Genomic DNA, 26,724 nt, shown 5'->3' with positions numbered 1-26,724 from the left:
CCGTGTGCCACGCTACGCCGCGCGCATCGACACAACCTGGACGCTTGCCCCACACCGCGGGGTCATCGGCTGGGAGCACCGCGAGGCGACGCTCGGTGCGAAGGCGCTGCGCTCGACCGAGGCCGAGCGCGCCCAGCCTGGCTCAGCGGTAGGCGCCCGCCAGCCGCACGGCGCCGCCGTCGACGCCCTTCGCTCCGCGCACCCAGCCGGACGGGTCGCTCGGCGACGCCTGCACGCTGCCGACCCTCCAGGCGGGGATGCCCGACTGCTCGCTCTGCGCGATGACGCCTGCCGCATCCGCGGGGTCGACCACCACGAGCATGCCGAGGCCCAGGTTCCAGGTGCCCTCCGCCTCGGTGAGCGGGAAGCCGCCAAGCTGGGCGAGCGCGTCGAACACCTCGGGCACCGGCCAGAGCGAGCGGTCGATCTCGACCGCGAGCTGCTGCGGGAGCACGCGCGCGAGGTTGGCGGCGATGCCGCCGCCGGTGACGTGCGAGATCGAGCGGATGCCGAGGCCGGTGTCGAGCATGCTGAGCAGCGGCAGCGTGTAGAGCCTGGTGGGCTCGAGCAGCATCTCGGCGGCGACGCCTCCCAGCTCGTCGACCCGGTCGGTGAGCGCGATGCCGCGCCCTGCCAGGATGTGGCGCACGAGCGAGAAGCCGTTGGAGTGCAGGCCGGAGGAGGCCATGGCGACCACGACGTCACCCGACTGCACGCGCTCGGCGCTCAGCACCGCATCCGCCTCGACGATGCCGACGGCGGCGCCCGCCACGTCGTAGTCGTCGGGCTCCATGACGCCCGGGTGCTCCGCCGTCTCGCCGCCGACCAGTGCGGTGCCGGTCGCCTCGCACGCCTGGGCGATGCCGCGCACGATGTCGGCGATGCGCTCGGGCACGACGCGGCCGGTGGCGATGTAGTCGGTCATGAACAGCGGCTTCGCGCCCACCACGACGATGTCGTCGACGACCATGCCCACGAGATCCTGGCCGATGGTGTCGTGCTTGTCGATCGCCTGGGCGAGCGCGATCTTCGTGCCCACGCCGTCGGTGGAGGTGGCCAGCAGCGGCTTCGCGTAGGCGCCCGCGGCCGAGAGGTCGAACAGGCCCGCGAAGCCGCCGACTCCGCCCAGCACGCCCGGGCCGTGGGTGCGCGAGACCGCGGCCTTCATGAGCTCGACGGCGCGGTCGCCCGCCTCGGTGTCGACGCCGGCGGACGCATACGGATCGGTCATGCCCCCAGGATACCGAGCGCCGGCGCCCGATCGGCCCGACGCACAACGCAAGTCAGGTCTCCGGATCCTGCCGCGCATCCGCCCCGCCTCCCGCATCCACCGCTGATCGGCCCCATCCGGCTTGCGTTGTGCACGCAGCCGAGGTGGCAGGATGAGGGCAACCCACCACAGTCGATGGAGACGTCCATGCACGCACTCGTGACCCGAGGCAAGCCAGGGCTCGAGCTGGTCGAGATCCCGGAGCCCGAGACCCCGCCCGGCCATGTCAAGGTGCGGGTGCTGCGCGCCGGCATCTGCGGCACCGATCTGCACATCGACGGGTGGGATGCGTGGGCGCAGTCGGCGGTCACGCCCGGCCTGACCGTGGGGCACGAGTTCTGCGGTGAGATCGTCGAGGTCGGCGAGGGCGTCACCGACTTCGCCGTCGGGCAGCTGATGAGCGGTGAGGGACACGTCGTGTGCGGGCACTGCCGCAACTGCCGCGCCGGCCGCCGTCACCTCTGCATCCGCACCTCCAACCTGGGCGTGCAGCGCGACGGCTGCTTCGCCGAGTTCGTGGTGCTGCCCTCGGCGAACGTCTGGGTGCACCCCGGCGTGACGGCCGACAGCGCGACCGAGCAGCAGCTGGATGTCTTCGGCATCTACGACCCGTTCGGCAACGCGGTGCACACGGCGCTGAAGTTCCCGGTCGTCGGGGAGGACGTGCTGGTCACCGGCGCCGGCCCCATCGGCCTCATGGCCGCGATGGTCGCCCGGCATGCGGGCGCACGCCACATCGTCGTCACCGACCTCTCGGAGGCCCGGCTCGAGCTCGCCGGCTCGCTCGGCTTCCGGGCCCTCAACCCGCGCGAGCAGGAGATCAAGGATGTCCAGCGCGAGCTGGGCATGACCGAGGGCTTCGACGTGGCGCTCGAGATGTCGGGCTCGCCCGCGGCACTCGTCGGCATCATCGAGAACCTCAACTTCGGCGGCCGCTGCGCCATGCTCGGCCTGCCCTCGGCGCCCATCGAGGTCGACTTCGGCAAGGTCGTCTCGCACATGCTGACCATCCAGGGCATCTACGGGCGCGAGATGTTCGAGACCTGGTACGCCATGTCTGCCATGGCGCAGACCGGCCTCGACGTCTCCCCCATCATCACCGACCGCTTCGCCTTCGCCGACTGGGAGGGCGCGTTCGATCGCGCCCGCGCAGGCAGCGCCGGCAAGGTCATCCTCGACTTCACCAGCTAAGGAGCCCCGTGTTCTCCATCCGAGAGTCCATCACCGACGAGCTCGCCGAGATCGAGGCCGCGGGCCTCACCAAGCGCGAGCGCGCCATCGACTCGCCGCAATCGGCGACCGTGACTGCGAACGGCCAGCAGGTGCTCAACTTCTGCGCCAACAACTACCTCGGTCTCGCCGACCACCCGGCGATCGTCGAGGCCGCCAAGGTCGCGCTCGACGACTGGGGCTTCGGCATGGCCTCCGTGCGCTTCATCTGCGGCACCCAGACCCAGCATCTCGAGCTCGAGTCGCGGCTGGCCGCGTTCCTGAGCCAGGAGGCATGCATCCTCTACTCCTCCTGCTTCGACGCGAACGGCGGTCTGTTCGAGACGCTGCTGAGCGCCGACGACGCCGTGATCTCCGACGCGCTCAACCACGCATCGATCATCGACGGCATCCGGCTGTCGAAGGCGGCCCGCTACCGCTACGCGAACCGCGACATGGCAGAGCTCGAGGCGCGCCTGGTCGAGGCGGCCGGTGCCCGCCGTCGCCTGATCGTCACCGACGGCGTCTTCTCGATGGACGGCTACCTCGCACCGCTCGAGGCGATCTGCGACCTCGCGGAGCGCTACGACGCGATGGTGATGGTCGACGACTCGCACGCGGTCGGCTTCACCGGGCCGACAGGCGCCGGCACGCCGGAGCTCGCAGGCGTGCAGGATCGCGTCGACATCATCTCGGGCACGCTCGGCAAGGCGCTCGGCGGCGCCTCCGGCGGCTACATCGCGGCGCGCGCCGAGATCGTCGAGCTGCTGCGCCAGCGCTCGCGGCCCTACCTCTTCTCGAACGCCCTCGCCCCCTCGGTGGTGGCCGGCTCGATCGCGGCGCTCGACCTGGTCGAGGGCGCTGGCGAGCTGCGCGAGCAGCTGCAGCGCAACACCGAGCGGTTCCGCTCCGGCATGGATGCCGCCGGCTTCGAGCTGCTGCCCGGCTCGCACCCGATCACGGCCGTCATGTTCCACGACGCGCGGCTGGCGGCAGACATGGCGGATGCGATGCTCACCGAGGGCGTCTACGTCACCGCGTTCTCGTTCCCGGTCGTGCCCAGGGGTGAGGCCCGCATCCGGGTGCAGCTCTCCGCGGCGCACTCCGACGCCGACGTGGACCGCGCAGTGGCGGCCTTCGCTGCTGCGCGCGAGCGCGTCGCAGCCTGAGGCGTCCGCCGCCGCGCTGGCCGGCCAGCCACAGCGGGGCGGCTGCTTGCGCGTCGGGCGGCTCAGAACTGCAACAACCCGCCTCGCTGTCTGCGAGAGCGTCAGGTTGTCGAGTCGAAGCTCGTCTGTCGCGACAATCGGGCTCAGACCCGACAATCTGCGCGGGCGCTGGCGCGCCGGCGCATAGGAGGCCTCGATAGGCTGGATCGTCAAGCCCCTCGACAGAAGGAGCTCGCCTGTGTGCGGCATCGTCGGCATCGTCTCCGACTCGAGCGTCAACCAGCAGGTCTACGACGCCTTGGCCCTCCTGCAGCACCGCGGGCAGGACTCCACCGGCATCGCCACCGCGCAGGACCGCTCGATCCACGTCCGGAAGGCCAAGGGTCAGGTGCGTGAGGCCTTCCGCACCCGCGACATGCGCGCGCTGCTCGGCGACCTCGGCCTCGGCCACGTTCGCTACGCGACGCGAGGCGAGGCCGAGAACGAGCTCGAGGCGCAGCCGTTCTACGTGAACGCGCCCTACGGCATCGTGCTCGTCCACAACGGCAACCTGACGAACTCGCGCGAGCTCGAGCGCGAGCTCGCGAACGTCGACCACCGTCACGTCAACACCGGCAGCGACACCGAGATGCTCGTGAACGTGCTCGGATCCGAGCTGCAGACGCTCGTCGCCTCCGGCGCCCTCGATGCTGACCGCGTCTTCACCGCCGTGCGGCGCGTGCACGAGCGCGTCGAGGGCACCTACGGCGTGATCGCACTCATCGCGGGCCACGGCCTGCTCGCCTTCCGCGACCCCTTCGGCATCCGTCCCCTGGTGCTCGGCTCGCGCAAGAGCTCGAAGGGCCGCACCGAATGGATGGTCGCGAGCGAGTCGGTGGCGCTGACGGGCTCGGGCTTCACGCTCGAGCGCGACGTCAAGCCCGGCGAGGCGATCTTCATCGCGCCGGACGGCGAGCTCATCGCGCAGATGACGCACGACAGCCCCGTGCTGCTGCCCTGCGCGTTCGAGTACGTCTACCTGGCCCGCCCCGACTCCGTGATGAACGGCATCAGCGTCTACGAGTCGCGGCTGCGCATGGGCGAGCGGCTTGCCGACACGATCGCGCAGTACACACCGGCAGGCAACATCGACGTGGTCATGCCGATCCCCGACTCGTCGCGCCCTGCCGCGATGGAGGTCGCGCGCCGGCTCGGCATCGAGTACCGCGAGGGCTTCTACAAGAACCGCTACGTCGGCCGCACGTTCATCATGCCCGGGCAGGCGGCCCGCAAGAAGTCGGTGAAGCAGAAGCTGAATGCGCTCGAGAGCGAGTTCCGCGGCAAGAACGTGCTGGTCGTCGACGACTCGATCGTGCGCGGCACCACGAGCCGCGAGATCGTGGAGATGATGCGCTCGGTCGGCACCAACTCCGTCACCTTCACCTCCGCCGCGCCGCCCGTGCGCTACCCGCACGTCTACGGCATCAACATGCCGTCGCGGGCCGAGCTCATCGCATCCGGGCGCACCATCCCGCAGGTGAACGAGGCGCTCGCGAGCGACTTCCTCGTCTACCAGGAGGTCGAGGACCTGCAGAAGGCGATCCTCGACGGCTCGGACATCAAGGGGCTCGAGCTGTCGTGCTTCACCGGCGAGTACGTGACCGGCGGCGTCACCGACGAATACCTCGACTGGGTCGAGCGCACGCAGCTCAGCTGAACGGTGGAGCTCAGCCCACCGGCTGCCTCGCCGCCATCCCCGGCGCCCACACGCCGACCCCCGCGACCAGGCACGCCAGCGCGGCGCACAGCACGACATCAGGCAGCGGCACGGCAGCGAGCAGCAGCGCCGCGACACCCGCGCCGGCGGCACCGGCGAGCACGATCAGCGCCGTCGCACCACGCGCCAGCCGCACTCCGGAGCGGCGCGCGAGCTCTGCGAGGGCGATGGATGCGGCCAGCGCCACGCCGAGCACGGCCGCGGCCACGAGGTCCAGCACTCCCGGCCGCGCGATGGGCGCGATCAGCGCAGCGCCACCGCCGACCGTCGCGAGCACCGTGGCAGCGCTGCCGCCGGAACGCCCCGCCAGCACGGCGAGCGGCGGCCCGAGGAGCGCGCCCAGCGCGAGGGTGAGCGCGAGCGGACCGGCCGGCTGCGGCTCATCGGTGCCGATCGCCGACAGTCCGGGCCGCAGCGCGACGATCGCCACGGCGCCGGCCGCCGCGATCGCCAGCAGCGCGAGCAGAGGAGGCGGCGCCATGGCGGCACTGGGCGCGGCCTCACGGTCGGCGCTCTCCGGCAGAGCGGACGCGCTCGACCCGACCGGATCCGCCGGAGCGCGCCCGGATGCGACGACGAGCCCGAGCGCCACGAGCTGGAGCCCCGCCGCGACCACGAGGGCGATGGCGGGCAACAGCGAGGAGCCGGGGACCGCGACGATGGTCGCCACGAGCGCGACCCCGGCGGCCGCCGCGAGCAGCGTGGGCGCTGGGCGCACCCACAGCCCGAGGAGGTGGTCAGCGACGACCGCGTCGCGGATGGCCGCGGTGTGCACGCCGGCAGCGAGACCGAGCGCTGCTGCGATGGCCGGGTGCGGCGGCTGGTCGAGCAGCGCGAGCGCGCCCGCGACCGCAGCTGCTGCCGCGGCGACGCCGGCCGCGGCGATCAGCAGCGCGCGCGGCGCGATGCGCACGGGAGCGAGCAGGCCGATCGCGGCAGCGGCGACCGCGCAGGTCGCGCCGAGCGCGAGCGTGAGCGCTGCGCTGTCGCGCGCCACCGCATCCGTCATCACCGCTGCGGCCACGAGGCCGTAGGCGATCCAGGCGAGTGCGTGCCCGATGCCGAGCCGCGCGCGCCTGGCTGCCACGCTCAGGCCCCGCTGGGGCGGTCGCGCTCCTGCGGCTCGTCGGCGGCCGGCTCGGCCGGCTCGAGCGGCTCGAAGGCGGCCTCGCCCGCGTCAGCCGCGGACTCGTCGACAGCAGCGTCGGGCGCCTCGGGCTCCTCGATGTCGGTCTGCTCGGCGACGAGCGTCTGCCCACGACGCACGAGCGCCCTGTCGATGATGACTGCGACCAGCCCGCCGAGACCTGCGCCCACGACGAAGCCGATCACGATCCCCAGGCCGATCACCGGCGAGGTGTCGACGCGCTGGCCCTGCGCATCGAGGCCGGGCGGCACGCTGACGCCGATCACCCACATCGCGACTGCGCCGAGCACGGCGCCGAGCGCGATGAACCGCCAGTACCTCGGCGTGCGGCGCACGCGCACCTCGACGTCCTGGTGGCGCTCCGCGCGAGCGTGCTCGCCGTGGGCAGCGGCGGGATCGGGCGTCTCATCCATCCTGCGATCATCCCACTTCGCGCCCGCGCGCTCGGGGCTGCCGCACCGCATCCGCCGACATCGCGACTTCGCTACAGTCGCTCGAGGCCCATCCGGCCCCCGACGTTCCATGCACAACGAGGTGAACCATGTCGAACAGCCCTGCCCCGAAGAAGCAGTCCGGCGCGCCGCTCGCACGAGCCATGCGGCCGATCAACAGCGTGGTCGAGCGGTGGATCCCCTCCGCGCTCGTCTTCGCGATCATCCTCACCCTGATCGTCGCCCTGCTCGCGCTGACCGTGACGCAGACGAACCCGGTCGATCTGGTCACCTACTGGGGCGACGGACTCGCGGGCCTGCTCGCCTTCATGACCCAGATGGCGCTGATCCTGCTGCTGGGCCACATGCTCGCGAACACGCGGCCGGTCCGCAAGCTGCTCCGCAAGCTCGCGTCGCTGCCGCAGACGCCGGTGCAGGCCTACGTGTTCGTGTTCGTCGTCGCAGCCGTCGCATCCCTCATCACCTGGGGCCTCGGGCTCGTGGTCGGGGGCCTGCTGGCCCGCGAGGTCGCGGCCTCCGGCAAGGAGCGCGGGCTCGCGCTGCACTTCCCGATGCTGGTCGCCGCCGGCTTCTCGGGCTTCGTCGTCTGGCACATGGGCTACTCGGGATCCGGCCCGCTGACCGCGGCGACGCCCGACTCGTTCATCGCCGAGCACCTCGGCGGCGAGGTCATCCCCATCACCGAGACGACCTTCGCGCTGCCCAACATGATCGGCGCCGTCGTCACGATCATCGCGGTCGCGGTGGCCCTCGCGCTCGTCGCTCCGCGCGGCAGCGACACGATCAGCGAGCTGCAGCTCGACGCCCGCGAGCAGATCGTCGAGCAGGAGGAAGAGGTCGTCACCCCGGCCGATCGCATCGACGCCAGCCGCATCATCACGCTCATCGTCGGCGCCGCGCTCGTGTTCTACCTGGTGGTGCACTTCGTGCAGGGCGGCACGCTCACGCTCGACATCGTCAACTGGTCGTTCCTGGCGCTCATCTTCCTGCTGGTGCGCAGCCCGTTCGAGATCATCCGCCTCACGAAGGAGGCCGCATCGAACGTCGGCGAGATCCTGCTGCAGTTCCCCCTCTACGCGGGCATCCTCGGCATCATGACCGGCTCGGGCCTCGTGCAGGTGTTCTCCGACGGGTTCGTCGCCATCTCGAACCCGACGACGTTCGGCCTGTTCGCGCTGCTGTCGGCGGGCCTGGTGAACTTCTTCGTCCCCTCCGGCGGCGGACAGTTCGCGGTGCAGGCACCGATCATGCTCGACGCGGCAGAGCGCCTCGGCGTCGACCCGGCCATCCCGATCATGGCGGTGGCCTACGGCGACCAGTGGACCAACATGATCCAGCCCTTCTGGGCGCTGCCGCTGCTGGCCATCGCGGGCCTCAAGATGCGCGACATCCTGGGCTACACGACCGTGACGCTCATCGCCTCGGGCCTGGTGTTCGCCGGCATCCTGCTCGTCTGGTCGCTCTGACCGACGGCCGCGCTCAGCGGTGGCGGAAGAGCGAGTTGGTGCTCAGCGAGGTCTTGCGCAGCGCACTGGTCGTCAGCGATGAGCGGACCAGCGTCGAGCCGCGCCGGCGGATGCGCTCGGCGTCGGCGACGTCGAGCCGGCCGACCAGCGCCTGGGTCGCCACGTCGAGGTGCTGCGGCAGCACCTGCTGCGCACGATCGGAGGCGACCTTCGCGACGCGGCGAGCCTGCTCTGCTGCCTGCTTCGCGGTGTCCTGCCCCTGGGCCGCCTGCTGCACCCGCGAGTCGACGCGCTGCCGCAGCTGGTCGATGCGAGCGAGCCGCTCACCACCCGGCAGCTGCTGGCTGGCCTGCTGCATGCGCTGACCCTGGCCCTGCTGCTGACCCTGGCCCTGGTAGGGCTGGCCCTGGCGCTGGCCCTGGCCCTGCTGGTGCCCCTGCCCCTGGTACTGCTGCGCCGACCGCTGCTGCGGCTGCGGCTGCGCCTGCCCCTGCCCCTGCGCGGCCGCCGCCTGCTTCGCGCGCTCCTGCTCGACCGCATCCGCTGCCGCCTGGATGCGATCGCGCCACGACTGCGGCACTCGATTCACGAGGTGCTCAGCCTGCGAGGAGACGCTGCCCGTCTGCTCAGACACCTCTCGCCGCACCTGCTGCACGCCGGTGCGCGCCCGCTCGCGCGCGCGGTTCGTGGCCCCGCGGGCCTGGTTGCGCAGCGCGCCGAAGCCGCCGCGCAGCATGAGGAAGCCGATGAACGTGGCAGCGCCCGCGATCAGGAGCGGCACGAGCGCGGTCTCCAGCGCCGACTCGACGCCGATCACCAGCGCGCTCTGCGCGATCCACGGCAGCCACTGGATCAGCGCCGGCACACCGTTCAGCAGCAGGATGATGCCGAGCACGAACATGATCAGCGGGCCGACCCACCCCTGAGCTCTCACCACCTGCGCCATGTGCTCAGTATGGCCCCTCCGCCCGACAGCAGCCCGGAATCCGCCGGCACGAGATCAGCGACGGCCCCGCACCGCTCCCGCGCTGTCCGCCTGCGGCACGACCCCGAGGCTGCGCAGTCGCGGCACCCCGCCCGCGAGCTCGACCACGGTCAGGCTCGCCGGCGGCACCGGGGCGATGTGCCGCGTCGCGAGCCCGACGAGCGAGGCGAGCGCCGCGCGCACCACGCCACCGTGGGTCACGACCAGCACCGGGTCGCCAAGGCCGACGGCGTCGTCGAGGGCCGCCCGGATGCGCCGCGTCGCCGCCTCGGCGGCCTCTCCCCCCGGCGGCACGAGCTCGCCGCGCCGCCAGGCCCGCTCGTCGTCGCCGATCTCCGCGGGGGTGCGCCCCTCCCACTCGCCGAGCCCGACCTCGACGAGCCGCGCATCCGTGGCCACCTCGTGCCCGACGAGCAGCCGCGCCGTGGTCGCCGCGCGCAGCAGCGGCGAGGCGACGACCGCCGCCGGCGCCCACGGCTCGATGAGCGGGCGCAGCAGCAGCGCCTCCCGCTCCCCCGCCGGTGAGAGCGCGATGTCGGTCGTGCCCTGCAGTCGGCCGGATGCGTTCCACGCGGTCGAGCCGTGGCGCACCAGCAGGAGCGTGGTCATCGGGCGGCCTCCTCGCGCGCGAAGGTCCGCACGGGCGCGGAGGGCAGCACCAGCCTGGCCCGCGTGGCGGTCGCCGCGCCGCCGCCCTCGGCGTCGCTGACGATCGCGAGGCGGCGCGAGCCGTGCCGGACCGTGACGACCGTGCGGCCCGCGAGCGGCGCGGCCTCCAGCACGTCGACGTCGAGCTGCCCGCCGTCGGCCGCCGCCAGCCGCACCTCCTCGGGTCGGTACATCGCCAGCCGGGTGCCCTCGTTCCACGGCATGAACGCGGCGCCCTCCCCCTCGCCCGGCACCAGCACAGCCGCCGGCGTGCCCAGGAACTCGGCGACGAACGCGGTCGCCGGAGCCCGCACCAGCTCATCCGGCGTGCCGATCTGCTCGAGCCTGCCGCCGCGCATGACGGCCACGTGTGTCGCCATCGCGAGCGCCTCGCTCTGATCGTGCGTGACGTAGACGCTCGTGGCGCCCGACTCGCGGTGCACGCGCACGAGCTCGGCCCGCATGTCGACCCGCAGCCGGGCGTCGAGGTTCGAGAGCGGCTCGTCGAACAGCAGCACGGAGGGCCGCGGCGCGATGGTGCGCGCGATCGCGACCCGCTGCTGCTGGCCGCCGGAGAGCTGCGCGGGCAGCCGGTCGGCGAGCCCGTCGAGCTCGACGAGCCGCAGCGTGTCGGCGACGCGCGCGCGGCGGTCGGAGGCCGACCAGCGGGCGACCCGCAGCGGCCACTCGATGTTCTGCCGCACCGTCATGTGCGGCCAGAGCGCGTAGCCCTGGAAGACCATCCCGACGCCTCGACGGCCGGGGGCGAGGTGCGTGCCGGCGTCGCCGTCGGCCACGATGCGGTCGCCGAGCGCGATGGTGCCGCTCGTGGGCTCTTCAAGCCCCGCGAGCATCCGCAGCGTCGTCGACTTGCCGCAGCCCGAGGGCCCGAGCAGCACGAGGAAGGCGCCGGCCGGCACCTCGAGCGAGACGTCGTCGACCGCGGCGGCTGCTGTGGTGCCGAAGCGCTTGCCGAGGCCGCGCAGCGCGATGGGCACGCCGGGGGCGTCGGATGCGGTGCTGGCGGGCCCGAAGGCAGCTGGCGGGGCGGGGGTCGGTGCGGGTGTCATGCGTCCATCCACGGTGAGCGCCGCCCTTCCAGGCGACGGGCGAGCAGGGTGACGGTCACCGAGACGACCGTGATGATGAGGGTGATGGCGTTGGCGTGCTGCGTGAAGCCCTCCGATGCGTACTCGTAGGCGGTCACGGCGAGCAGCGGCGTCGCGGGCGTGACGAGCATGACGACCAGCGAGAGATCCCGCGCCATCGTCACGAACACGAGCGCGGCCCCGCCGACGGTGCCGCGGGCGGTGACGGGCAGCAGGATGCGGCCGAGGGTGCGCCAGGTGCCCGCGCCCGCCATCGCAGCGGCGTCCTCGAGCTCGCGCGAGACCTGCGCGAGCGCCGCCCTCGAGGTCTGGAAGGCGAAGGGGATGCTCGCGGCGATGCCGCCGACGACCAGGATCCAGAAGGTGCCGTAGATGCTCGGCAGCCCCAGGAACGGCCTGCCGAACTGCGCGATCACGGCGGCCCCGAGCGCGACGCCGGGGATCAGGAACGGCACGTAGGAGAGCGCCGAGAGGGTGCCGCCGATCCACGGCGGCGTGCGCGCGGCCGACCACGCGGCGACGAACCCCAGAGCCATCGTGATGACGGCGACGGTCGCCGCGAGCAGCACCGTGCCGCTCATGGCCTCGAGGATGCGCGGGTCGACGAGCACGCCGCGCAGCCCCTGCGCGATCGACGAGTCGGAGGAGCCGGCCCAGTAGTGCAGCGTCAGCCCGCCGTCGAAGCGGTTCGTGCGTCGCAGCAGCGTGCTGGCGGCGAGCACGATGGCGGGCAGGATCGTGGCGGCGACGACGATCGCCAGCGCCCCCGTGAGCACGAGGGGCTTCGCGGCACCGAGACGGATGCGCCGGGCCCTGGAGGGCTTGCCCGTCACGGTCGCGACCGATCGCGCCGTCACGCGCGTGCCCGTCCAGAGCACGACGGCGGCGACCAGCACGAGCAGGATCGAGAGCACGAAGCCGCGATCCTGGTCACCGGTCGAGATGGCGCCGTAGAGACGCGTGCTGAGCGTCTGGAAGCGCACCGGCAGACCGAGCAGCGCCGGCACGGCGAAGTTCGAGACGCCCTCCGCGAAGGCGAGCAGGAAGCCGGAGCCCATCGCGGGCGCCACCGCCGGCAGCGCGATCCGCAGCGCGACGCGGGCGCGGGAGGCGCCGGTGAGCTCCGCGGCGGCCAGCAGGTCGCCACCGATGCCCGCGAGCGCCGCCGCGACCACCACGAAGGCGAGCGAGAAGTAGTGGGCAGTCAGCGTCAGCGTGACCGGCAGCGCACCCCAGGCCAGCGCATCCGGCACCTGCACGCCGAGGCCTGCGAGCAGGCCCGAGGCGCCGCCGATCCGGTCGTTGCGGAAGACGCTCTCCCAGGCGAGCGCGATCGCGAAGGAGGGGATCGCGAAGGGGATGGTGGCGAGCACGCCGACGGTGCGGCGGAAGGGCATGTCGGTGAGCACGACCGCCCAGGCGAGGAAGGAGCCGAGCACCACCGAGGCGATGCCGGTGCCGAGCCCGACGACGAGCGAGCCGCCGAGCGGCTCCCACAGCAGCGCTGTCGAGAGCGGGCTCGCGAGCACATCGCCCCAGGCCTCGATGCCGTCCGCATCGAGCGTGGCGGCGACGAGGCCGGCGAGCGGCCCCGCGACGAGCACCGCGAGCGCTGCCAGGGCGATGAGCGCCGGCAGCGTCGCGGGTCGCCGCAGCGCGGCGGTGATGGCCTTGATCAAGAGTCGGCGCAGATCACTGGATGGTGAGCAGGAAGTCGGCGGTGTCGTCGCGCAGCTCGACGGTGGCCTCCGGATCGATCGACCAGGCGCCCAGCTCCTCGAGCGGCAGTGCGTCCTCGTGCGCCGCCACGTCGCTGCGGGTCGGGTAGTCGCCGGCGACGGCGAAGGGCTCGAAGCCGGGGCCGCCCGACTCGGTGTCGTCGCCCATGAGGAAGTCGATCATGAGGCGCGCGGCGGCCGGGTGCTCGACGTTCTCGGTGATGCCGAGCAGCGCCGGGAAGACGATGCCGTTGGCAGGAGCGACGCCCGAGGCGGCCTGCAGCGCCCAGCCCTCCTCCTCGTTGTCGCGGCGGTCGGAGTAGCTCGTGAAGCCCACCGGGGGCGTCTCCTGACCGGTCGTGCCGATCGCCGCGTTCACGGCATCCGTGTCGTCGACCAGCACCGCGTCGTTCGCATACAGGTCGGCCATGAACTGCTGGCCGGCGTCGGCGACGCCCTCGTCGAGCACGAGCGGCTCACCCACGAGCTCCTCGTAGGCGGCGGCCATCTCGTCGGCGCGCAGGCTCATCTCGGTCGCGAGGTCGAGGTAGTCGCCGCGCACGTTGGGGTCGACGAGCACGACGCGGCCGGTCCACTCGGGGGTCGTGAGCTGCCACAGGTTCGTGACCGGGGTGCCGTTCGGGTAGGCCTCCTCGTTGTACATCAGGATCTTCGTCGACAGGCGCTGCGCGAGCAGCGGCGTCTGGTGCTCCTCGGCGAGCACGCCCGTGAGGCGCTCCGGCACGTAGGCGTGCAAGATGCCGGTCTCGACGAGCTCGGGGATGACGACGGGCGCGTCGGAGAGGTAGGCGACGTCAGCCGTCTCGCTGCCGGCCTCGTGCTCGGTGGCGAGCCTCGTGATCATCTCGGTCGACGAGATGTCGATGCTCGTGACGTCGATGCCGGGGTACTCGGCCTGGAAGGCCTCCTCGACGGATGCGATGCGGCTGGTGAAGGCGTAGACCGTGACGGCGCCCTCTTCGGTGGCGAGCTCGACGAGCTCCTCGTGGCTCAGGGCGTCGTAGTCGACGGCAGCCTCGGTGGAGTCGGGATCGGCGGATGCTGTGGCGCGGCCGGCGAGGAGAAGCCCGGCAAGGGGCAGTGCGACGAGGGCGCCGCGGCGGGTGGAGCGCATGGAGAAGCCTTTCGAGGGATGGGTGGGGTGGGGCAGGTGAGGCGAGTCGGGGGCGTCAGGTGTCGAGCTGCTCCAGCAGCAGCTCGACCCGGTCGAGGGATCGGGAGGTGCGCTCGGGGGCGAAGCGGGCGATGGTGAGCACGAGCGCGTTCGAGATCGCCATGGGCACCGTGAGCGTGTGGAAGTCGTGGCCGGCACCGCGGGGCGCCGCGAGCGTGCGGTCGGGCCGCGGCGAGAGCGAGACGAGGGTGTCGGTGAGCAGGATGCTGCGTGCGCCGGCGCCGGCCGCGAGCGCCAGCAGCGGCAGCAGGGTGCCCGGCGCGCGGCGGAATGCGAGGGCGAGCAGCAGGTCGTCGGCGCCCATGCCGGCCGCGCGCTCCGCGACGTCGCGGCGCGAGCCGGTGAGCGCGACGACATCCATGCCGAAGCGGGTCAGCCGGCGCGCGAGCTGCTCGACCAGCACGACCGCGTTGCCCTGGCCGTGCAGGTGGATGCGGCGGGCCGCCAGCAGCTCGGCCGCTGCGGCGTCGAGGTCGGCCTGCGTCACGTGCATGCTGATCGCGCGGAGCGTCTCGATCTCCTCTGCGAGGAAGGTCGCGAGCAGGTCGGCGCCCTCGTCGGTGCGCTCGATGCGGTGCCGCACGCGCTGCGAGGGGCCGTCGCTGTTCAGGTAGTCGGTGCGGAGCGCGTCACGCAGCTGCGGGTAGCCGTCGAACCCGAGCCGCTGCGCGAGCCTGGTCGCCGCCGACTCGTGCAGCCCGAGCGGTCCGGTGAGCTCGGCGGCGCGAGCGAAGGCCGTCTCGTGCGGTCGTTCGCGCATCGCAGAGACGATGCGACGGTCGGTCTCGGTGAGTCGCTCGCCGTGGAGCTGGGCGAGCCTGGTGATGAGCACGTTCTGGACGCTAGGCGCAAGGCCGTTTGCAGTGAGCGCAAGTCGTGCATGTTCACTCGCCGTTCACGGATCGTTGGTCGCTCGGTCGCCGTGGGTGTCTCGTGGCGCGCGCTGCGCGCTTGTGGCGACGACTCGCTGGCATCCCCGCCGCCGCGACGGGGAGACGCACGAGACCACTAGTTGCAGCCTTGACTAGTTAGACGTACCATCTAGTCATGACCATCGAGCAGTGGCCCAGCGAGTGGCTGCGAGGCGCGCTCGGCGTCTGCGTGCTGCGGGTGCTGCTCGACCGTCCGAGCTACGGGTACGCGATCACCCAACGCCTGGCCGAAGCCGGCTTGGGAGAGGTCAAGGGCGGCACGCTCTACCCCTTGCTTGGACGCCTGGAGCAGGCCGGCGACGTCGAGGTCGAGTGGCGCCCGGGAGAGGGTGGCCCGGGCCGCAAGTACTTCGCCCTGACCGAGCAGGGGCGCGCGCACGCGCAGTCCATGGCTGCGCGCTGGGCGGCGTTCAGCGCCTCGACCCGAGCGCTCATCGACGGCGCGCTCGCACCCGACCAGGAGGACAGCTGATGGACAAGCAGGGCATGAGGGGCTTCGGCTCCCTGCACGCGTACACGCGACTGGCACCGAGCGTCGACCAGACCTGGGTCGAGCGATTCGTGCTCGAGCAGCGGCTGCTCGGGGTATCGGGCAGGCGCATCGGCGACTCCCTCGCGCTCGTGGAGAGCCACGTGGCAGAGTCGGGCGAGAGCGCCCTGGCCGCATTCGGCGAGCCGCAGTCATATGCGAAGGACGATGCGCCCGACCACCTCGAGCGCTCCTCCGATCGCATCGATCGCGGGTGGACCCTCGGCATCGTCCTCGGCCTGGCAGGCATGCTCTCGAGCACCTTCGGTGCACAGGCTGCGTTCTCCGGTGCAGCAACGCTGCAGGTCACCGCCGGCCTCCTCGTCGTGCTCGCGATCGTGTCGGCAGCGCTCGCCCTCGTCCTGCTCGCACCACTCGCACTCGCGCGAGTGCTCACCAACCCTCCGATGCGCGGCTGGGTCGGCTGGATGCTGCTGCTCGCGGCGATGGTCGGTGCGCTGGTGCTCCTGCGTCAGCCGGTCGGAGAGCTCGGCGTCCTGGCCGCGTTGAGCGTCGGTGCGGGCCTGCTCGTCGTCGGCTTCGCCCTGCAGCTGCGCGCCTACCTCGGCGGTCGGGTGCAGGACGACCCGATCCTCGGACCAGGAGAGCACTCCACCGGGTCGAGGTCAGGCCTGGCAGCGGTGCTGATCCTCCCCGTCGCGACCATCGTCATGATTGGCTTCTCCTGGCTGCTCGCGCTGATCCCCGAGCTGCTCTAGCGGCATCGCCGAGGGCACCGCGACCCTGACCAGCGGCAGCCAGGCCGACACATCCGCCCGCACGCCCGAGGCGTGCACGACTCCGCGACCGAATGCATCCGCCCACGTCTCCCGCCCGCTCGCGAGCGCCAGCCAGGTCGCGACGTCGGTCTCGATGACGTTCGGCGGCGTGCCGCGGGTGTGGCCGGGCCCCTCGACCGCCTGCACCGCACCGAAGGGCGGCACCCGCACCTCGACGCTCTTGCCCGGCGCGCGCTCGGCCAGGCACTGCAGCGTGTAGCGCACCGCGAGCGCCGTCTGGGGGCGCTCGGCGCCGGGCGCCAGCGCGGCGCGCACGGCGTCCATGCCATCGAGATCGGGGATGCGCTTGACCACGATCTGAGGCTACTGGCACGCGAGGAGGCGACGTCCGGCCCCCTCAGGGTCGATCCATCACGACCCGCGGCTCGCCGCATCCGAGAACCTTCGTAGACTGGGCAGGTGCGGATCCTGGTTCTCGGCAGCGGCGCGCGCGAGCACGCCATCATCGCGGCACTCCTGGCGGAGGGTGGCCACGAGATCACGGCCGCGCCCGGCAACGCCGGCATCACGCGTGAGGTGGAGACGGTGCGCGTCGACATCAAGTCGCCGGAGCTCGTCACCGAGTTCGCGGTCGACGGCGCGTTCGACCTCGTGGTGATCGGCCCGGAAGCGCCGCTCGTGGCGGGCGTCGCGGATGCGCTGCACAAGGCAGGCGTGCCGGCATTCGGCCCGACCAAGGCCGCCGCGCGGATCGAGGGCTCCAAGTCGTTCGCGAAGGACGTCATGGCGCGCGCCGGCGTGCCGACCGGCATCGACACCACCGCCACCACGCTCGACGAGGTGCGGACCGCGCTCGACGCCGCCACGCCGCCCTACGTGCTGAAGGCCGACGGCCTGGCAGCCGGCAAGGGCGTCATCGTGACCGAGGATCGCGCGGCGGCGGAGGCGCACGCCGAGCAGTTCCTGCCCGACGGGCCCATCCTCATCGAGGAGTTCCTGGCGGGGCCAGAGGTCAGCCTCTTCGTGCTCACCGACGGCGAGGCCGTCGTGCCGCTCGCCCCCGCGCAGGACTACAAGCGGCTCGGCGACGGCGATGCGGGCCCCAACACCGGCGGCATGGGCGCCTACTCGCCGCTGCCATGGCTCGCCGAGCGCTTCGGGAGCGAGCAGGCCTTCGTCGACGAGGTCGTCGAGACCGTCGCGAAGCCCACGATCCGCGCCATGGCCGACGCGGGCACGCCCTTCGCCGGCCTGCTCTACTGCGGGCTGATCGTCACGCAGTCGGGCGTCAAGGTGATCGAGTTCAACGCGCGCTTCGGCGACCCCGAGACGCAGGTGGTGCTGCCTCGCATCGAGTCGGGGCTGGCGGATGCGCTGCTGGCGGCCGCGAACGGCACCCTCGGCTCCGCCGCGCCACTGGTGTGGCGCGACTCGGCGGCGGTCACGGTCGTGCTGGCGAGCGAGGGCTACCCCGGCGACCCGGTCACGGGCCGCGTGATCACTGGCGTCGACGAGGCCGAGGCGATCGAGGGCGTGCGCGTGCTGCACGCCGCGACGGGCGCGGGCGAGCAGGGACTCACCGCCACGGGCGGCCGCGTGCTCAACGTCGTCGGCACCGGCGCGACGCTCGCCGAGGCGCGCGAGCGCGCCTATGAGGGCCTCTCGCACATCGAGCTGCTGGGCGGCCAGTCGCGCACCGACATCGCGGCGAAGGCATGACCGAGGCGGGCTCGGCCGGGCTGGCCGGCTGGAGTCTCGCCTACAGCGGCAAGGTCCGCGACCTCTACGTCGCCGACGGCGAGACGCTCGCAACGGCCGCGGAGATGCTCATGGTCGCCTCCGACCGCGTCTCGGCCTTCGACCAGGTGCTCGAGCCCGCGATCCCCGGCAAGGGCGAGCTGCTGACGGCGCTCACCCTCTGGTGGACGGCACGGCTCGGCCTGCCAACGCAGCTCGCGCCCGATGCCGAGTCGCGCACGCCGGCGGCGGTGCGGGGCCGCGCGATGCTCGTGCGCACGCTCGACATGCTGCCGATCGAGTGCGTCGTGCGCGGCCGCGTGACGGGCTCTGGCCTCAAGGAGTACCAGCAGGTCGGAGCGATCTCGGGTGTCGCGCTGCCAGCGGGGCTCGTCGACGGCGACGCGCTGCCCGAGCCGATCTACACGCCCGCCTGGAAGGCGCCACAGGGCGAGCACGACGAGAACGTCTCGTTCGAGCGCACGGTCGAGCTGGTCGGCGAGGCCGACGCGGTCGCGATCCGCGAGATCAGCCTGTCGGTCTACGCGCGCGCGGCCGAGGTCGCCGCCGAGGCGGGGCTCGTGCTGGCCGACACGAAGTTCGAGTTCGGTCGTGACCGGACGACAGGGGAGCTGCTGCTGGCGGATGAGGTGCTCACCTCGGATTCGTCCCGGTATTGGGATGCTGCGGCGATGGCCGAAGGCAGGGTCGAGTCGTTCGACAAGCAGATCGTGCGCGACTGGCTCGCGGCGAGCTGGGACGGCACGGGTGCGGCGCCGACGCTGCCTGCGGAGATCGTGGAGCGGACGGCAGCGCGCTACCGCGAGCTGATCGAGAGGCTTGCAGCCGCCTCGTAGGTCGAGGAGCGCGCGGCCGCCAGGCCGCTCGCGTCACGAGACCGGAGAGGCGTTCGCGGGTCCTCTGGTCTCGTGACGCGAGCCGGCTGCGCCGACGCGCTCCTCGACCGACGGAGCTACCAGCCGGCGCCGCCGGCTCGCTCCTCGACCGACGGAGCTACCAGCCGGCGCCGCCGGCTCGCTCCTCGACCGACGGAGGGTCGAAGGGTCAGACCTCGGGCGCGTTCCAGGTGTCGCAGGCGGCCACGCCGCCGTTGTAGCCGTTCGACAGCCAGGTCTGGCGCTGCTCGCTCGAGCCGTGCGTCCATCCCTCGGGGTTCACGCCGCCACCGCCCATCTCCTGCAGGTTGTCGTCGCCGATCACCTCCGCCGCGTTCAGCGCGTCATTCATCTCCTGCTGCGTCGGCGCCTCGAGCACCGGCGCGCTGCCGTCGTTGTCATCGGTCTGCGAGGCTCCCGCGATCCACGCGCCGGCGTAGCAGTCGGCCTGCAGCTCGCTGCGCACCGCCGATGACTGCGGCCCGGTGTCGCCCTGCTGCACGCGGTCGAGCTGGCCGGTGACGTTCTGGATGTGGTGGCCCCACTCATGCGCAAGCACGTAGAGCTGCGCGAGGTTGCCGCCCGAGGCCCCGAACTGATCGCGCATCTGCGCGAAGAACGTCTCGTCGAGGTAGATGCGCTGATCGGGCGGGCAGTAGAACGGGCCGACGGCGCTCGTGGCCGCACCGCAGCCGGTCGAGACCTGGCGGTCGAACAGCTGCACGCTCGGGTCGGCGTACTCCAGGCCGCTGGCCTGCATCGTGGTGGTCCAGAACTGCGACATCGAGTCGGCCCCGCCCTCCATCCGGCAGGTGACGTTCGCGGGGTCGTTCGCCTCGTCGCCGGTGCAGCCGGTCACTTCCTCGCTGCCCTGCGACTGCGACTGCGACTGCTGGTCGATGGGCTCGCTCGGTGCGAGGCCGGTGAGGTCGATGCCGAAGACCATCGAGATGATCACCAGGATGACGGTCACGATGCCGCCTCCGCCGACGGCGATCGCGCCGCCGCTCGGACCGCCACCACCACCGCCCTTGCTCACCGTCGTGGTGTCGAAGTTCGCGTCGCCCCTGAACGTCATGGGTGAACACTAGCCCGCTCCGATGCAGAAGCATCCGTGCGACCGCGACGCGTCCGCGACCGCATGCATCCGTAGACTGGAGCAGCACCCCACCCCATCCACCGATCCAGGGAGCGACCCATGGCCCTCATCGTCGTCGACGTCATGCCGAAGGCTGAGATCCTCGATCCGCAGGGCAAGGCCGTCACCCGCGCGCTCGCCCGCCTCGGCCACGAGGCCGTCGGCGACGTGCGCGTCGGCAAGCGGTTCGAGCTGCGCGTGGAGGGCGAGGTGACGGATGCCCTGCTCGAGCAGGTGCGCACCGTCTCCACCGAGGTGCTCGCGAACACCGTGATCGAGGACGTCGTGGGCGTCACCGTCGTCGAGGAAGCCGCGCAGGCGGGCGCAGCGCAGTGAGGGTCGGCGTCGTCACCTTCCCCGGCACGCTCGACGACCGGGATGCGCAGCGGGCCGTGCGGCTCGCGGGCCATGAGGCGGTCGCGCTGTGGCACGGCGAGCACGACCTGCACGGCGTCGACGCTCTGGTGCTGCCCGGCGGCTTCTCCTACGGCGACTACCTGCGCTGCGGCGCCATCGCAGCGCTGTCGCCGATCATGACCGAGGTTGTCGACGCCGCGAACAAGGGCATGCCCGTGCTCGGCATCTGCAACGGCTTCCAGATGCTCGCGGAGGCCCGCCTGCTGCCCGGCGGACTGGTGCGCAACGAGAGCGGCCTCTTCGTGCGCCGCGACCAGCGACTCCGAGTCGAGCGCACCTCGACCGCCTGGACGAACCGCTTCGACGAGGGTCAGGAGATCGTCATCCCGCTGAAGAACGGCGAGGGCCGCTTCGTGGCGACGCCGGAGGAGGTCGCGCGCATCGAGGGCGAGGGCCTCGTGGCGTTCCGCTACCTGGGCGACAACCCGAACGGCTCGATCGATGACATCGCCGGGCTGGCGAACGCGGCCGGCAACGTCATGGGGCTCATGCCGCACCCCGAGCACGCCGTCGAGCTGGGCTTCGGACCGACCACCACGCGCATGAAGGCCGGCCTCGACGGGCTCGAGATCTTCAAGAGCGCGCTGGAGTCCGTCGCCGCCTGACACAGCCCAGCGCCCTATGCTCCTTCCCGAAGCCGCTCAGCCGACGAAGGAGTCCGCATGTTCGAGAGCCCCCACCCGCCCGTCGAGATCCCCGAGACCAGCGTCTTCGATCTGCTGTTCGCCGACCTGACCGACGCGGAGCGCGAGCATCCGGCGCTCGTCGACGGCGCATCCGGGGCCGCCATCACCTACGGCGAGCTCGTCGACCGCAGCTCGGCGCTCGCCGGTGCGCTCGCGGCCCGCGGCTTCGGCCCCGGCGACGTGATCGCGCTGCACAGCCCCAACGTGCCGGCGTTCGCGATCGCCTTCCACGGCATCCTGCGCTCGGGCGCCTCGGCGACGACCGTGAACGCGATCATGAACGCCGCCGAGATCGGCAAGCAGCTTGCCGACTCGAAGGCGACGATGCTGCTGACCGTCTCGCCGCTCGCCCCGCAGGCGCTCGAGGCGGCGGCCGCCACCGGCATCCCCGCCGAGCGCATCGTGGTGCTCGACGGCCTCGACGGCCACGCGAGCCTCGCCGACCTGCTCGGCGAGGGCCACCCCGCGCCGGAGGTCCGATTCGACCCGGCGACGCACGTGGCCGTCATCCCCTACTCCTCCGGCACCACGGGCAACCCCAAGGGCGTGATGCTCTCGCACCGCAACCTGGTGGCGAACGTCGCGCAGTGCGTCTCGCTCATCGACGTGCGCGCAGAGGATCGCGTGATCGCCGTGCTGCCGTTCTTCCACATCTACGGCATGACCGTGCTGCTGAACATCGCGCTCAAGCAGCGCGCGACGCTCGTCACGATGCCGCGCTTCGACCTCGCCGAGTTCCTGCGCATCATCCAGGACGAGGCGATCACCTTCGCGTTCATCGCGCCGCCCGTCGCCGTCGCGCTCGCCAAGCATCCGCTCGTCGACCAGTACCGCCACGACGCGCTGCACACCGTGCTCTCGGGCGCGGCGCCACTCGACGAGGCGCTCGGCCTCGCCGTCGCCGACCGGCTCGGCGTCGAGGTGCTGCAGGGCTACGGCATGAGCGAGGCGAGCCCGGTGACGCACGTGACGCCGCGCGGCAGCGGGCTGCCGCTGACCTCCTCGGGCCCGACGATCCCCAGCATGCAGTCGAAGCTCGTCGACATCGAGACGGGTGCCGAGATCGCGATGCCCGCCGAGGGCGTCTCCGAGCCGGGCGAGCTGTGGGTGCGCGGGCCGAACGTGATGCTCGGCTACCTGAACAACGCGGAGGCCACCGCCGCGACGATCGACACCGACGGCTTCCTGCACACCGGCGACATCGCGCGGGTGGACGCGGCCGGCAACGTCATGATCGTCGACCGGCTCAAGGAGCTCATCAAGTACAAGGGCTACCAGGTGGCGCCGGCGGAGCTCGAGGCGCTGCTGCTGACGAGCCCGGATGTGGCGGATGCCGCGGTCATCGGGGTGCCGGATGAGGGGGCCGGCGAGATCCCGAAGGCCTTCGTCGTGCGCACGAGCGAGTCGGTCACGCCCGAGTCGGTGATGGCGTTCGTCGACGAGCGCGTCTCGCCCTACAAGCGGGTGCGCGCCGTGGAGTTCATCGACGCGATCCCGAAGTCGGCCGCAGGCAAGATCCTGCGGAAGGACCTGCGCGGCTGAGCTCGATCCACCCGCTCCGCGACATGTAGACTGGCTACATGACTGCTGCTGCCACGACCACCGCGACAGGACTCACGCCGAAGCGGCTCTACCGCTTCCTCGCGGTCGCCGAGGCGATCACCTGGACGCTGCTGATCATCGCGATGATCGCGAAGTACGGCTTCCAGGTCGACGCGCTCGTGCCGATCGCCGGCCCCATCCACGGCTTCGTCTTCGTCTCCTACGCGGCGATGCAGCTCGTGGTCGGTCACAACCAGCGGTGGAAGGCCAAGACGGTGCTGCTCGGCATCGTGACCGCGGTCATCCCCTACGCGACCATCCCCTGGGAGCGTCGCCTGGTGCGCGGCGGACGGCTCGAGGGCGGCTGGCGCACCGAGGCGAGCGACGACCCTCGCGACGCGCGCTGGATCGACCGCGCATACCGCTGGGGCATCGCCCATGCGTGGATCTCGGCGCTCATCGTCGTCGCGCTCATCGCTGTCGTGTTCTTCGTGCTGCTGAACGCCGGGCCGCCGAACGAGTGGTTCGACTGAGCTGATCTCGTGACGCGAGCGGCCTGACGGCCGCGCGCTCCTCGATCCATGCACCCAGGTGGTCGGGCTAGGCTCGCCGCCATGCAGCTCGCCGCCGCCCTCGCCCACCGCGCCGACCTCACGACGCGCCGCGACGTGCTCCTGGAGCGCGCCACGCGCAGCGCCCTGGTGCAGGAGGGCTCGACGCCCACCGACGACGTGGCCGCGCTGCTCGAGGAGCACGCCAGGGTCGGCGCGCAGCTCGAGGAGCTCGTCGTGCGCATCAACCTCACGAACACGGCCACCCGCGTCGGCGAGCGCAGCATGACCGCGGCGCTCGCGCGCCGGGAGACGCTGCGGGCGACGCACCGCGCGCTGCGGCAGGTCGCGAACGCGGCCACCCCTGCGGGCGATCGGATGCGCGCGCAGGAGCTGCGGCTGCTGCCCGCCATCGAGCCGCGCGACCTGCACGAGCAGGCGGAGGCGGTGGCGAAGGAGCTGCGCGAGCTCGACCTCGCGATCCAGGAGGTGAACTGGACGACGCAGCTCAACGAGTCTTGAGGAGCAGGTAGCCCGAGCAGGAGCGAGCACGAGCCCAGCCGCGGGGTCAATCGCGGCACAGGAGGCCGAGGGGCCGGCCATGCAGCGCACGCTGTGCACCGATCCGCCCGGCACCGACGACACGCGCACCGCGCACGTCGCATCCATCACCACCAAGTGCTGACCTGCAAGGGCGAGGGCGGGCACGGGGCATCCTCAAGCAGAACGGGGAGGGGCATCAGCCCCTCCCCGTCACTGTGTGCAGGCTAGAAGAGCCAGCCGAAGAGCCAGCCGATGATCGCGCCGACCAGCTGCTTGATCGGGCCGGAGCCGCTCTGGTGCTGATCGACATCCACCGTCAGCGTCGCCGTGTCCGTGGCCGCGCCGTTCCCGACGACGTACTCGATCGAGGTGTCGCCCTTCTGGCGCGAGTGCGCGTCGAAGTGGATCTCGCCGTCGACGACCGTCCAGGTGCCCGCACGCGTCGTGAGGCTCTCGACGAGCTCACCGCCATCGCCCACGATGCGCAGCGTGCTCGGGTCGAGCTCGCCGCCCACGGCGGAGTCGTTGGCCAGCACATCCACCGTCACCTCGCCCTTGCGCGGGATCGAGACCTCGTCATCCTGCGCGTCGACGGATGCTTCGACGGTCTCCCAGGTGACGTCGACCGTCACCGTGGCACGGCCGACGGCGCCGGCGCTGTTCTCGACCCAGTAGTACACCGTCGCCCGGCCCTCGAAGCCCTCGGCCGGCGCGAACTGCACCTGCCCATCAGCGATGCTCCAGGTGCCCTCCTCCAGCACGCGCTCCTGCACGGGGCTGCCGTTGTGGTCGACGATCGCCAGCGTCGACACGTCGATGACGGTGTTGCCCTCGGTCGTGTCGTTCGCGAGCACATCCACCAGCACGCTCGGCTCGTCGGCTGAGAACGTGTGCTCGACGATCTCTCCGCGCACGCCCACGTTCGGGTAGTCGATGGTGGCCGTCACGGTCGTCGTCGCGGTGCCGCCCTCGGTCGTGGCGACCGAGTAGGTCACCTCGTCGGCGAAGTACGCGCCCTCGGCAGGCGAGAACGCGAGCTGACCGTCGACGACGCTCCAGGTGCCCTTGGCGGTCGTCAGCTCGGACACGAGCGCACCGGCCTCATCGACGAGCGCCAGCGACGCCGCGTCGAGCTCGGTGCCCTCGGGCGCCGAGTCGTTGGCGAGCACGTCGACCGTGGTGTCGGTGAAGTACTCCACGTCGACCTCGTCGGCGGTCAGCGTCGGGGCGGCAGCCGCCCACGTCGCGTTCACGGCGACGACGGCGCGGCCCGTGAAGCCCGCGTCGTTCTCGACGATGTAGTAGACCGAGGTCTGGCCCTCGAAGCCCTCGGCCGGCGCGAACTGCACCTGGCCGTCGACGACGCTCCAGGTGCCGTCGTCGGTCACGCGCTCCTGCACGGGGCTGCCGTTGTGGTCCGAGATCGCGAGCGTCGACGGGTCGAGCGACGAGTTGCCCTCCGTGCGGTCGTTGGCGAGCACATCCACCAGCACCGTCGGCTGCTCGGCCGTGAACGTGTGCTCGATGATCTCGCCTGCCGAAAGCACGCGCGGCGTGCGCACGAGCACGGAGGCAGCGCTGGTCGCCGCCGCACCGTCGATCGTGGCGACCGAGTAGGTGACGCTGTCGGTGCCGTAGGCACCCTCCTCGGGCGCGAACGCGAGCTCGCCGTCGACCACGCTCCACGTGCCGCGCTGGGTCGTGAGCTCGGTGACCAGCTCGCCCGACCCATCCACGAGTCGCAGCGAAGCCGCGTCGAGCTCGGTGCCCTCCGGCGCCGAGTCGTTGGCGAGCACGTCGACCGCGACGTCCGTGAAGTACGGCGTCTCGACCTCGTCGGCGGTGAGCGTCGGGGCGACCGCGACCTCTTCGACGATGACCGAGATGGACGCGACGTCACTGGAGGAGCGCGAGTTGATGAGCATGTAGTCGACCGTCGCGGTGCCGGTGAAGCCCTCGGCCGGCGTGAAGACGGCACGCTGCTCGGCGTCGCGGGTCCAGACGCCGACGCCGGGCTGGTCGACCGTGCCGACGCGGATGCCAGGGGTCACGGTGAAGCCCCAGGTGTCGAAGGTGGTGCCCTCGGGCGTGAGGTCGTTGGCGAGCACGTCGACCGTGACGGCTGCGCCCGGCTCCGTGGCGGCGGCGTCGTCGACGGCGTCGGGCGTCGCCGAGACGGTGATGTTGAGCGAGGTCGCGCGGGTCGACTGGCGCACCTCGTCCTGCACCACGTAGCGGATGCTGGCGCTGCCCCAGTAGCCGGTGGTCGGCTGGTAGGAGATGCGGCCGTCGGCCACGCTGTAGGAGCCGGCAGCGTTCTCGACGGAGGTCTGCGGAGCACCGGCGGCGTCGAGGATGCGCAGGGTCTCGGGGAGCAGCTCGAAGTACGCGCCCGTGGTGCGCGAGGATCCGCGCAGGTCGTTCGCCAGCACATCCGCCTCGAGGGGCTGGTCGAGCCTCACCGTGGCGAAGTCCTGCAGCGCGTAGGGCGCGTTGATGGAGCTGACCTGCATGCGCACCTGCGCCGTCGCGGTGTCGCCGTCGGCATCGGTGATGCGGTAGCTGACCGTGCGGGGGCCCGCGCGGCCGTCCGGCGGCGTGTGCGTGATGGTCGTGCCGTCGGTCGACCAGGTGCCGTAGAGGTCGACGATCTGGTCGACCGGAGTGCCGGATGCGGTGAGCAGGTCGACGACGGTGCCCTCGGGGGCCGTGTCGTTGGCGAGCACGTCGACGGTGATCGAGTGGTTGGCGTCGACGGTGACGCTGTCGTCGGCTGCTGCCGTCGACTCGGCGGCGTTCGCCGGGACGGCGGTGGCGACGGACAGGGCCGCCGCCACGGCGAGGGCGGTGATGCCCGCGGGGATGCCGCGGGCTGCTCGGAAGGTCATT

24 protein-coding genes and 1 pseudogene are annotated in these 26,724 nt (G+C 72.0%); 13 read left to right on the top strand and 12 right to left on the bottom strand.

Annotation, left to right across the window (positions count from 1 at the left end):
• Positions 1-142: 142 nt before the first annotated feature.
• On the bottom strand, positions 143-1,231 hold the full coding sequence (purM, locus tag MKD51_RS03700) for a phosphoribosylformylglycinamidine cyclo-ligase (RefSeq protein WP_240238305.1): 1,089 nt from the start codon (positions 1,229-1,231) through the stop codon (positions 143-145).
• Between the two features lie 186 nt (positions 1,232-1,417).
• On the opposite strand from purM, the gene tdh reads away from it, so the two are divergent.
• From tdh to purF, 3 genes are all read left to right on the top strand, one after another.
• The gene (gene tdh, locus MKD51_RS03695; RefSeq protein WP_240238303.1) at positions 1,418-2,461 is read left to right on the top strand and encodes an L-threonine 3-dehydrogenase; all 1,044 of its coding nucleotides are present in this window, start codon (positions 1,418-1,420) and stop codon (positions 2,459-2,461) included.
• An 8-nt stretch (positions 2,462-2,469) separates the two neighbouring features.
• Positions 2,470-3,648: a glycine C-acetyltransferase gene (locus tag MKD51_RS03690; protein WP_240238301.1), complete on the top strand. Its 1,179-nt coding sequence runs from the start codon at positions 2,470-2,472 to the stop codon at positions 3,646-3,648.
• A gap of 238 nt (positions 3,649-3,886) precedes the next feature.
• Positions 3,887-5,344, top strand: coding sequence for an amidophosphoribosyltransferase (gene purF, locus MKD51_RS03685; protein WP_240238299.1), 1,458 nt, complete (start codon positions 3,887-3,889; stop codon positions 5,342-5,344).
• Positions 5,345-5,354: 10 nt separating this feature from the next.
• On the opposite strand, the gene MKD51_RS03680 is transcribed toward purF, so the two are convergent.
• Both MKD51_RS03680 and MKD51_RS03675 read right to left on the bottom strand, forming a co-directional pair.
• Entirely contained in the window at positions 5,355-6,491 is a 1,137-nt protein-coding gene (locus MKD51_RS03680) for a hypothetical protein (RefSeq protein WP_240238297.1), read from the bottom strand.
• A 2-nt stretch (positions 6,492-6,493) separates the two neighbouring features.
• The gene (locus MKD51_RS03675) at positions 6,494-6,964 is read right to left on the bottom strand and encodes a hypothetical protein (RefSeq protein WP_240238295.1); all 471 of its coding nucleotides are present in this window, start codon (positions 6,962-6,964) and stop codon (positions 6,494-6,496) included.
• Positions 6,965-7,092: 128 nt separating this feature from the next.
• Here MKD51_RS03675 and MKD51_RS03670 point away from each other — a divergent pair, with 128 nt between their 5' ends.
• Complete coding sequence (locus MKD51_RS03670) at positions 7,093-8,469, top strand: TIGR00366 family protein (protein WP_240238293.1); 1,377 nt, start codon at positions 7,093-7,095, stop codon at positions 8,467-8,469.
• 13 nt (positions 8,470-8,482) lie between these two features.
• Here MKD51_RS03670 and MKD51_RS03665 read toward each other — a convergent pair whose 3' ends face one another.
• The 6 genes from MKD51_RS03665 to MKD51_RS03640 are packed head-to-tail and all read right to left on the bottom strand — an operon-like array spanning position 8,483 to position 14,956.
• A complete protein-coding gene (locus MKD51_RS03665) occupies positions 8,483-9,415 on the bottom strand; it encodes a hypothetical protein (protein WP_240238291.1) in 933 nt (310 codons plus the stop codon).
• A gap of 54 nt (positions 9,416-9,469) precedes the next feature.
• Positions 9,470-10,063 (bottom strand): histidine phosphatase family protein, encoded by a 594-nt coding sequence (locus MKD51_RS03660; protein ID WP_240238289.1) that lies wholly within the window; start codon positions 10,061-10,063, stop codon positions 9,470-9,472.
• Complete coding sequence (locus tag MKD51_RS03655) at positions 10,060-11,172, bottom strand: ABC transporter ATP-binding protein (RefSeq protein WP_240238281.1); 1,113 nt, start codon at positions 11,170-11,172, stop codon at positions 10,060-10,062. The genes MKD51_RS03660 and MKD51_RS03655 overlap by 4 nt, the downstream gene beginning before the upstream one ends.
• Positions 11,169-12,890, bottom strand: coding sequence for an iron ABC transporter permease (locus MKD51_RS03650; protein ID WP_240238279.1), 1,722 nt, complete (start codon positions 12,888-12,890; stop codon positions 11,169-11,171). Before MKD51_RS03650 ends, MKD51_RS03655 begins: the two co-directional genes overlap by 4 nt.
• Before the next feature lie 13 nt (positions 12,891-12,903).
• Entirely contained in the window at positions 12,904-14,064 is a 1,161-nt protein-coding gene (locus MKD51_RS03645) for an ABC transporter substrate-binding protein (protein WP_240238277.1), read from the bottom strand.
• A gap of 55 nt (positions 14,065-14,119) precedes the next feature.
• Positions 14,120-14,956: a MurR/RpiR family transcriptional regulator gene (locus MKD51_RS03640; protein ID WP_240238274.1), complete on the bottom strand. Its 837-nt coding sequence runs from the start codon at positions 14,954-14,956 to the stop codon at positions 14,120-14,122.
• A gap of 215 nt (positions 14,957-15,171) precedes the next feature.
• On the opposite strand from MKD51_RS03640, the gene MKD51_RS03635 reads away from it, so the two are divergent.
• Together MKD51_RS03635 and MKD51_RS03630 are read left to right on the top strand one after the other, a co-directional pair.
• Positions 15,172-15,528, top strand: a complete 357-nt coding sequence (locus MKD51_RS03635; RefSeq protein ID WP_240238273.1) for a PadR family transcriptional regulator — start codon at positions 15,172-15,174, stop codon at positions 15,526-15,528.
• Positions 15,528-16,304 (top strand): hypothetical protein, encoded by a 777-nt coding sequence (locus tag MKD51_RS03630; RefSeq protein ID WP_240238272.1) that lies wholly within the window; start codon positions 15,528-15,530, stop codon positions 16,302-16,304. The genes MKD51_RS03635 and MKD51_RS03630 overlap by 1 nt, the downstream gene beginning before the upstream one ends.
• A gap of 30 nt (positions 16,305-16,334) precedes the next feature.
• Here MKD51_RS03630 and MKD51_RS03625 read toward each other — a convergent pair.
• Positions 16,335-16,649, bottom strand: a pseudogene (locus MKD51_RS03625) (sterol carrier family protein); the annotation flags it as partial.
• A gap of 135 nt (positions 16,650-16,784) precedes the next feature.
• On the opposite strand from MKD51_RS03625, the gene purD reads away from it, so the two are divergent.
• Positions 16,785-18,044 carry a phosphoribosylamine--glycine ligase gene (purD, locus tag MKD51_RS03620; RefSeq protein WP_240238271.1) on the top strand — a complete coding sequence of 420 codons (1,260 nt, stop codon included), beginning with the start codon at positions 16,785-16,787 and terminating at the stop codon, positions 18,042-18,044.
• Positions 18,041-18,919: a phosphoribosylaminoimidazolesuccinocarboxamide synthase gene (locus MKD51_RS03615; protein ID WP_240238269.1), complete on the top strand. Its 879-nt coding sequence runs from the start codon at positions 18,041-18,043 to the stop codon at positions 18,917-18,919. Before purD ends, MKD51_RS03615 begins: the two co-directional genes overlap by 4 nt.
• A 208-nt stretch (positions 18,920-19,127) precedes the next feature.
• Here the strand turns inward: MKD51_RS03615 and MKD51_RS03610 are convergent, their stop codons facing one another.
• On the bottom strand, positions 19,128-20,036 hold the full coding sequence (locus MKD51_RS03610) for a neutral zinc metallopeptidase (protein ID WP_240238267.1): 909 nt from the start codon (positions 20,034-20,036) through the stop codon (positions 19,128-19,130).
• Between the two features lie 120 nt (positions 20,037-20,156).
• Between MKD51_RS03610 and purS the strand changes: the two genes are divergently transcribed.
• The 5 genes from purS (at position 20,157) to MKD51_RS03585 (ending at position 23,814) form a co-directional block, all read left to right on the top strand.
• Positions 20,157-20,432 carry a phosphoribosylformylglycinamidine synthase subunit PurS gene (purS, locus tag MKD51_RS03605; protein ID WP_240238265.1) on the top strand — a complete coding sequence of 92 codons (276 nt, stop codon included), beginning with the start codon at positions 20,157-20,159 and terminating at the stop codon, positions 20,430-20,432.
• Complete coding sequence (gene purQ, locus MKD51_RS03600) at positions 20,429-21,118, top strand: phosphoribosylformylglycinamidine synthase subunit PurQ (protein WP_240238263.1); 690 nt, start codon at positions 20,429-20,431, stop codon at positions 21,116-21,118. Before purS ends, purQ begins: the two co-directional genes overlap by 4 nt.
• Before the next feature lie 57 nt (positions 21,119-21,175).
• On the top strand, positions 21,176-22,741 hold the full coding sequence (locus MKD51_RS03595; protein ID WP_240238261.1) for an AMP-binding protein: 1,566 nt from the start codon (positions 21,176-21,178) through the stop codon (positions 22,739-22,741).
• Between the two features lie 38 nt (positions 22,742-22,779).
• Positions 22,780-23,274, top strand: a complete 495-nt coding sequence (locus MKD51_RS03590; RefSeq protein ID WP_240238259.1) for a DUF3817 domain-containing protein — start codon at positions 22,780-22,782, stop codon at positions 23,272-23,274.
• Positions 23,275-23,355: 81 nt separating this feature from the next.
• Complete coding sequence (locus MKD51_RS03585; RefSeq protein ID WP_240238251.1) at positions 23,356-23,814, top strand: DIP1984 family protein; 459 nt, start codon at positions 23,356-23,358, stop codon at positions 23,812-23,814.
• Between the two features lie 245 nt (positions 23,815-24,059).
• Here the strand turns inward: MKD51_RS03585 and MKD51_RS03580 are convergent, their stop codons facing one another.
• Positions 24,060-26,723, bottom strand: a complete 2,664-nt coding sequence (locus MKD51_RS03580; protein WP_240238249.1) for an Ig-like domain-containing protein — start codon at positions 26,721-26,723, stop codon at positions 24,060-24,062.
• Between the last annotated feature and the right edge of the window lies 1 nt (position 26,724).

This window comes from Agrococcus sp. ARC_14 (genome assembly GCF_022436485.1).
Classification (GTDB): domain Bacteria; phylum Actinomycetota; class Actinomycetes; order Actinomycetales; family Microbacteriaceae; genus Agrococcus.
The sequence above is the reverse complement of the archived record's forward strand: the minus strand, read 5'-3'. Positions and strand labels throughout refer to the sequence as shown.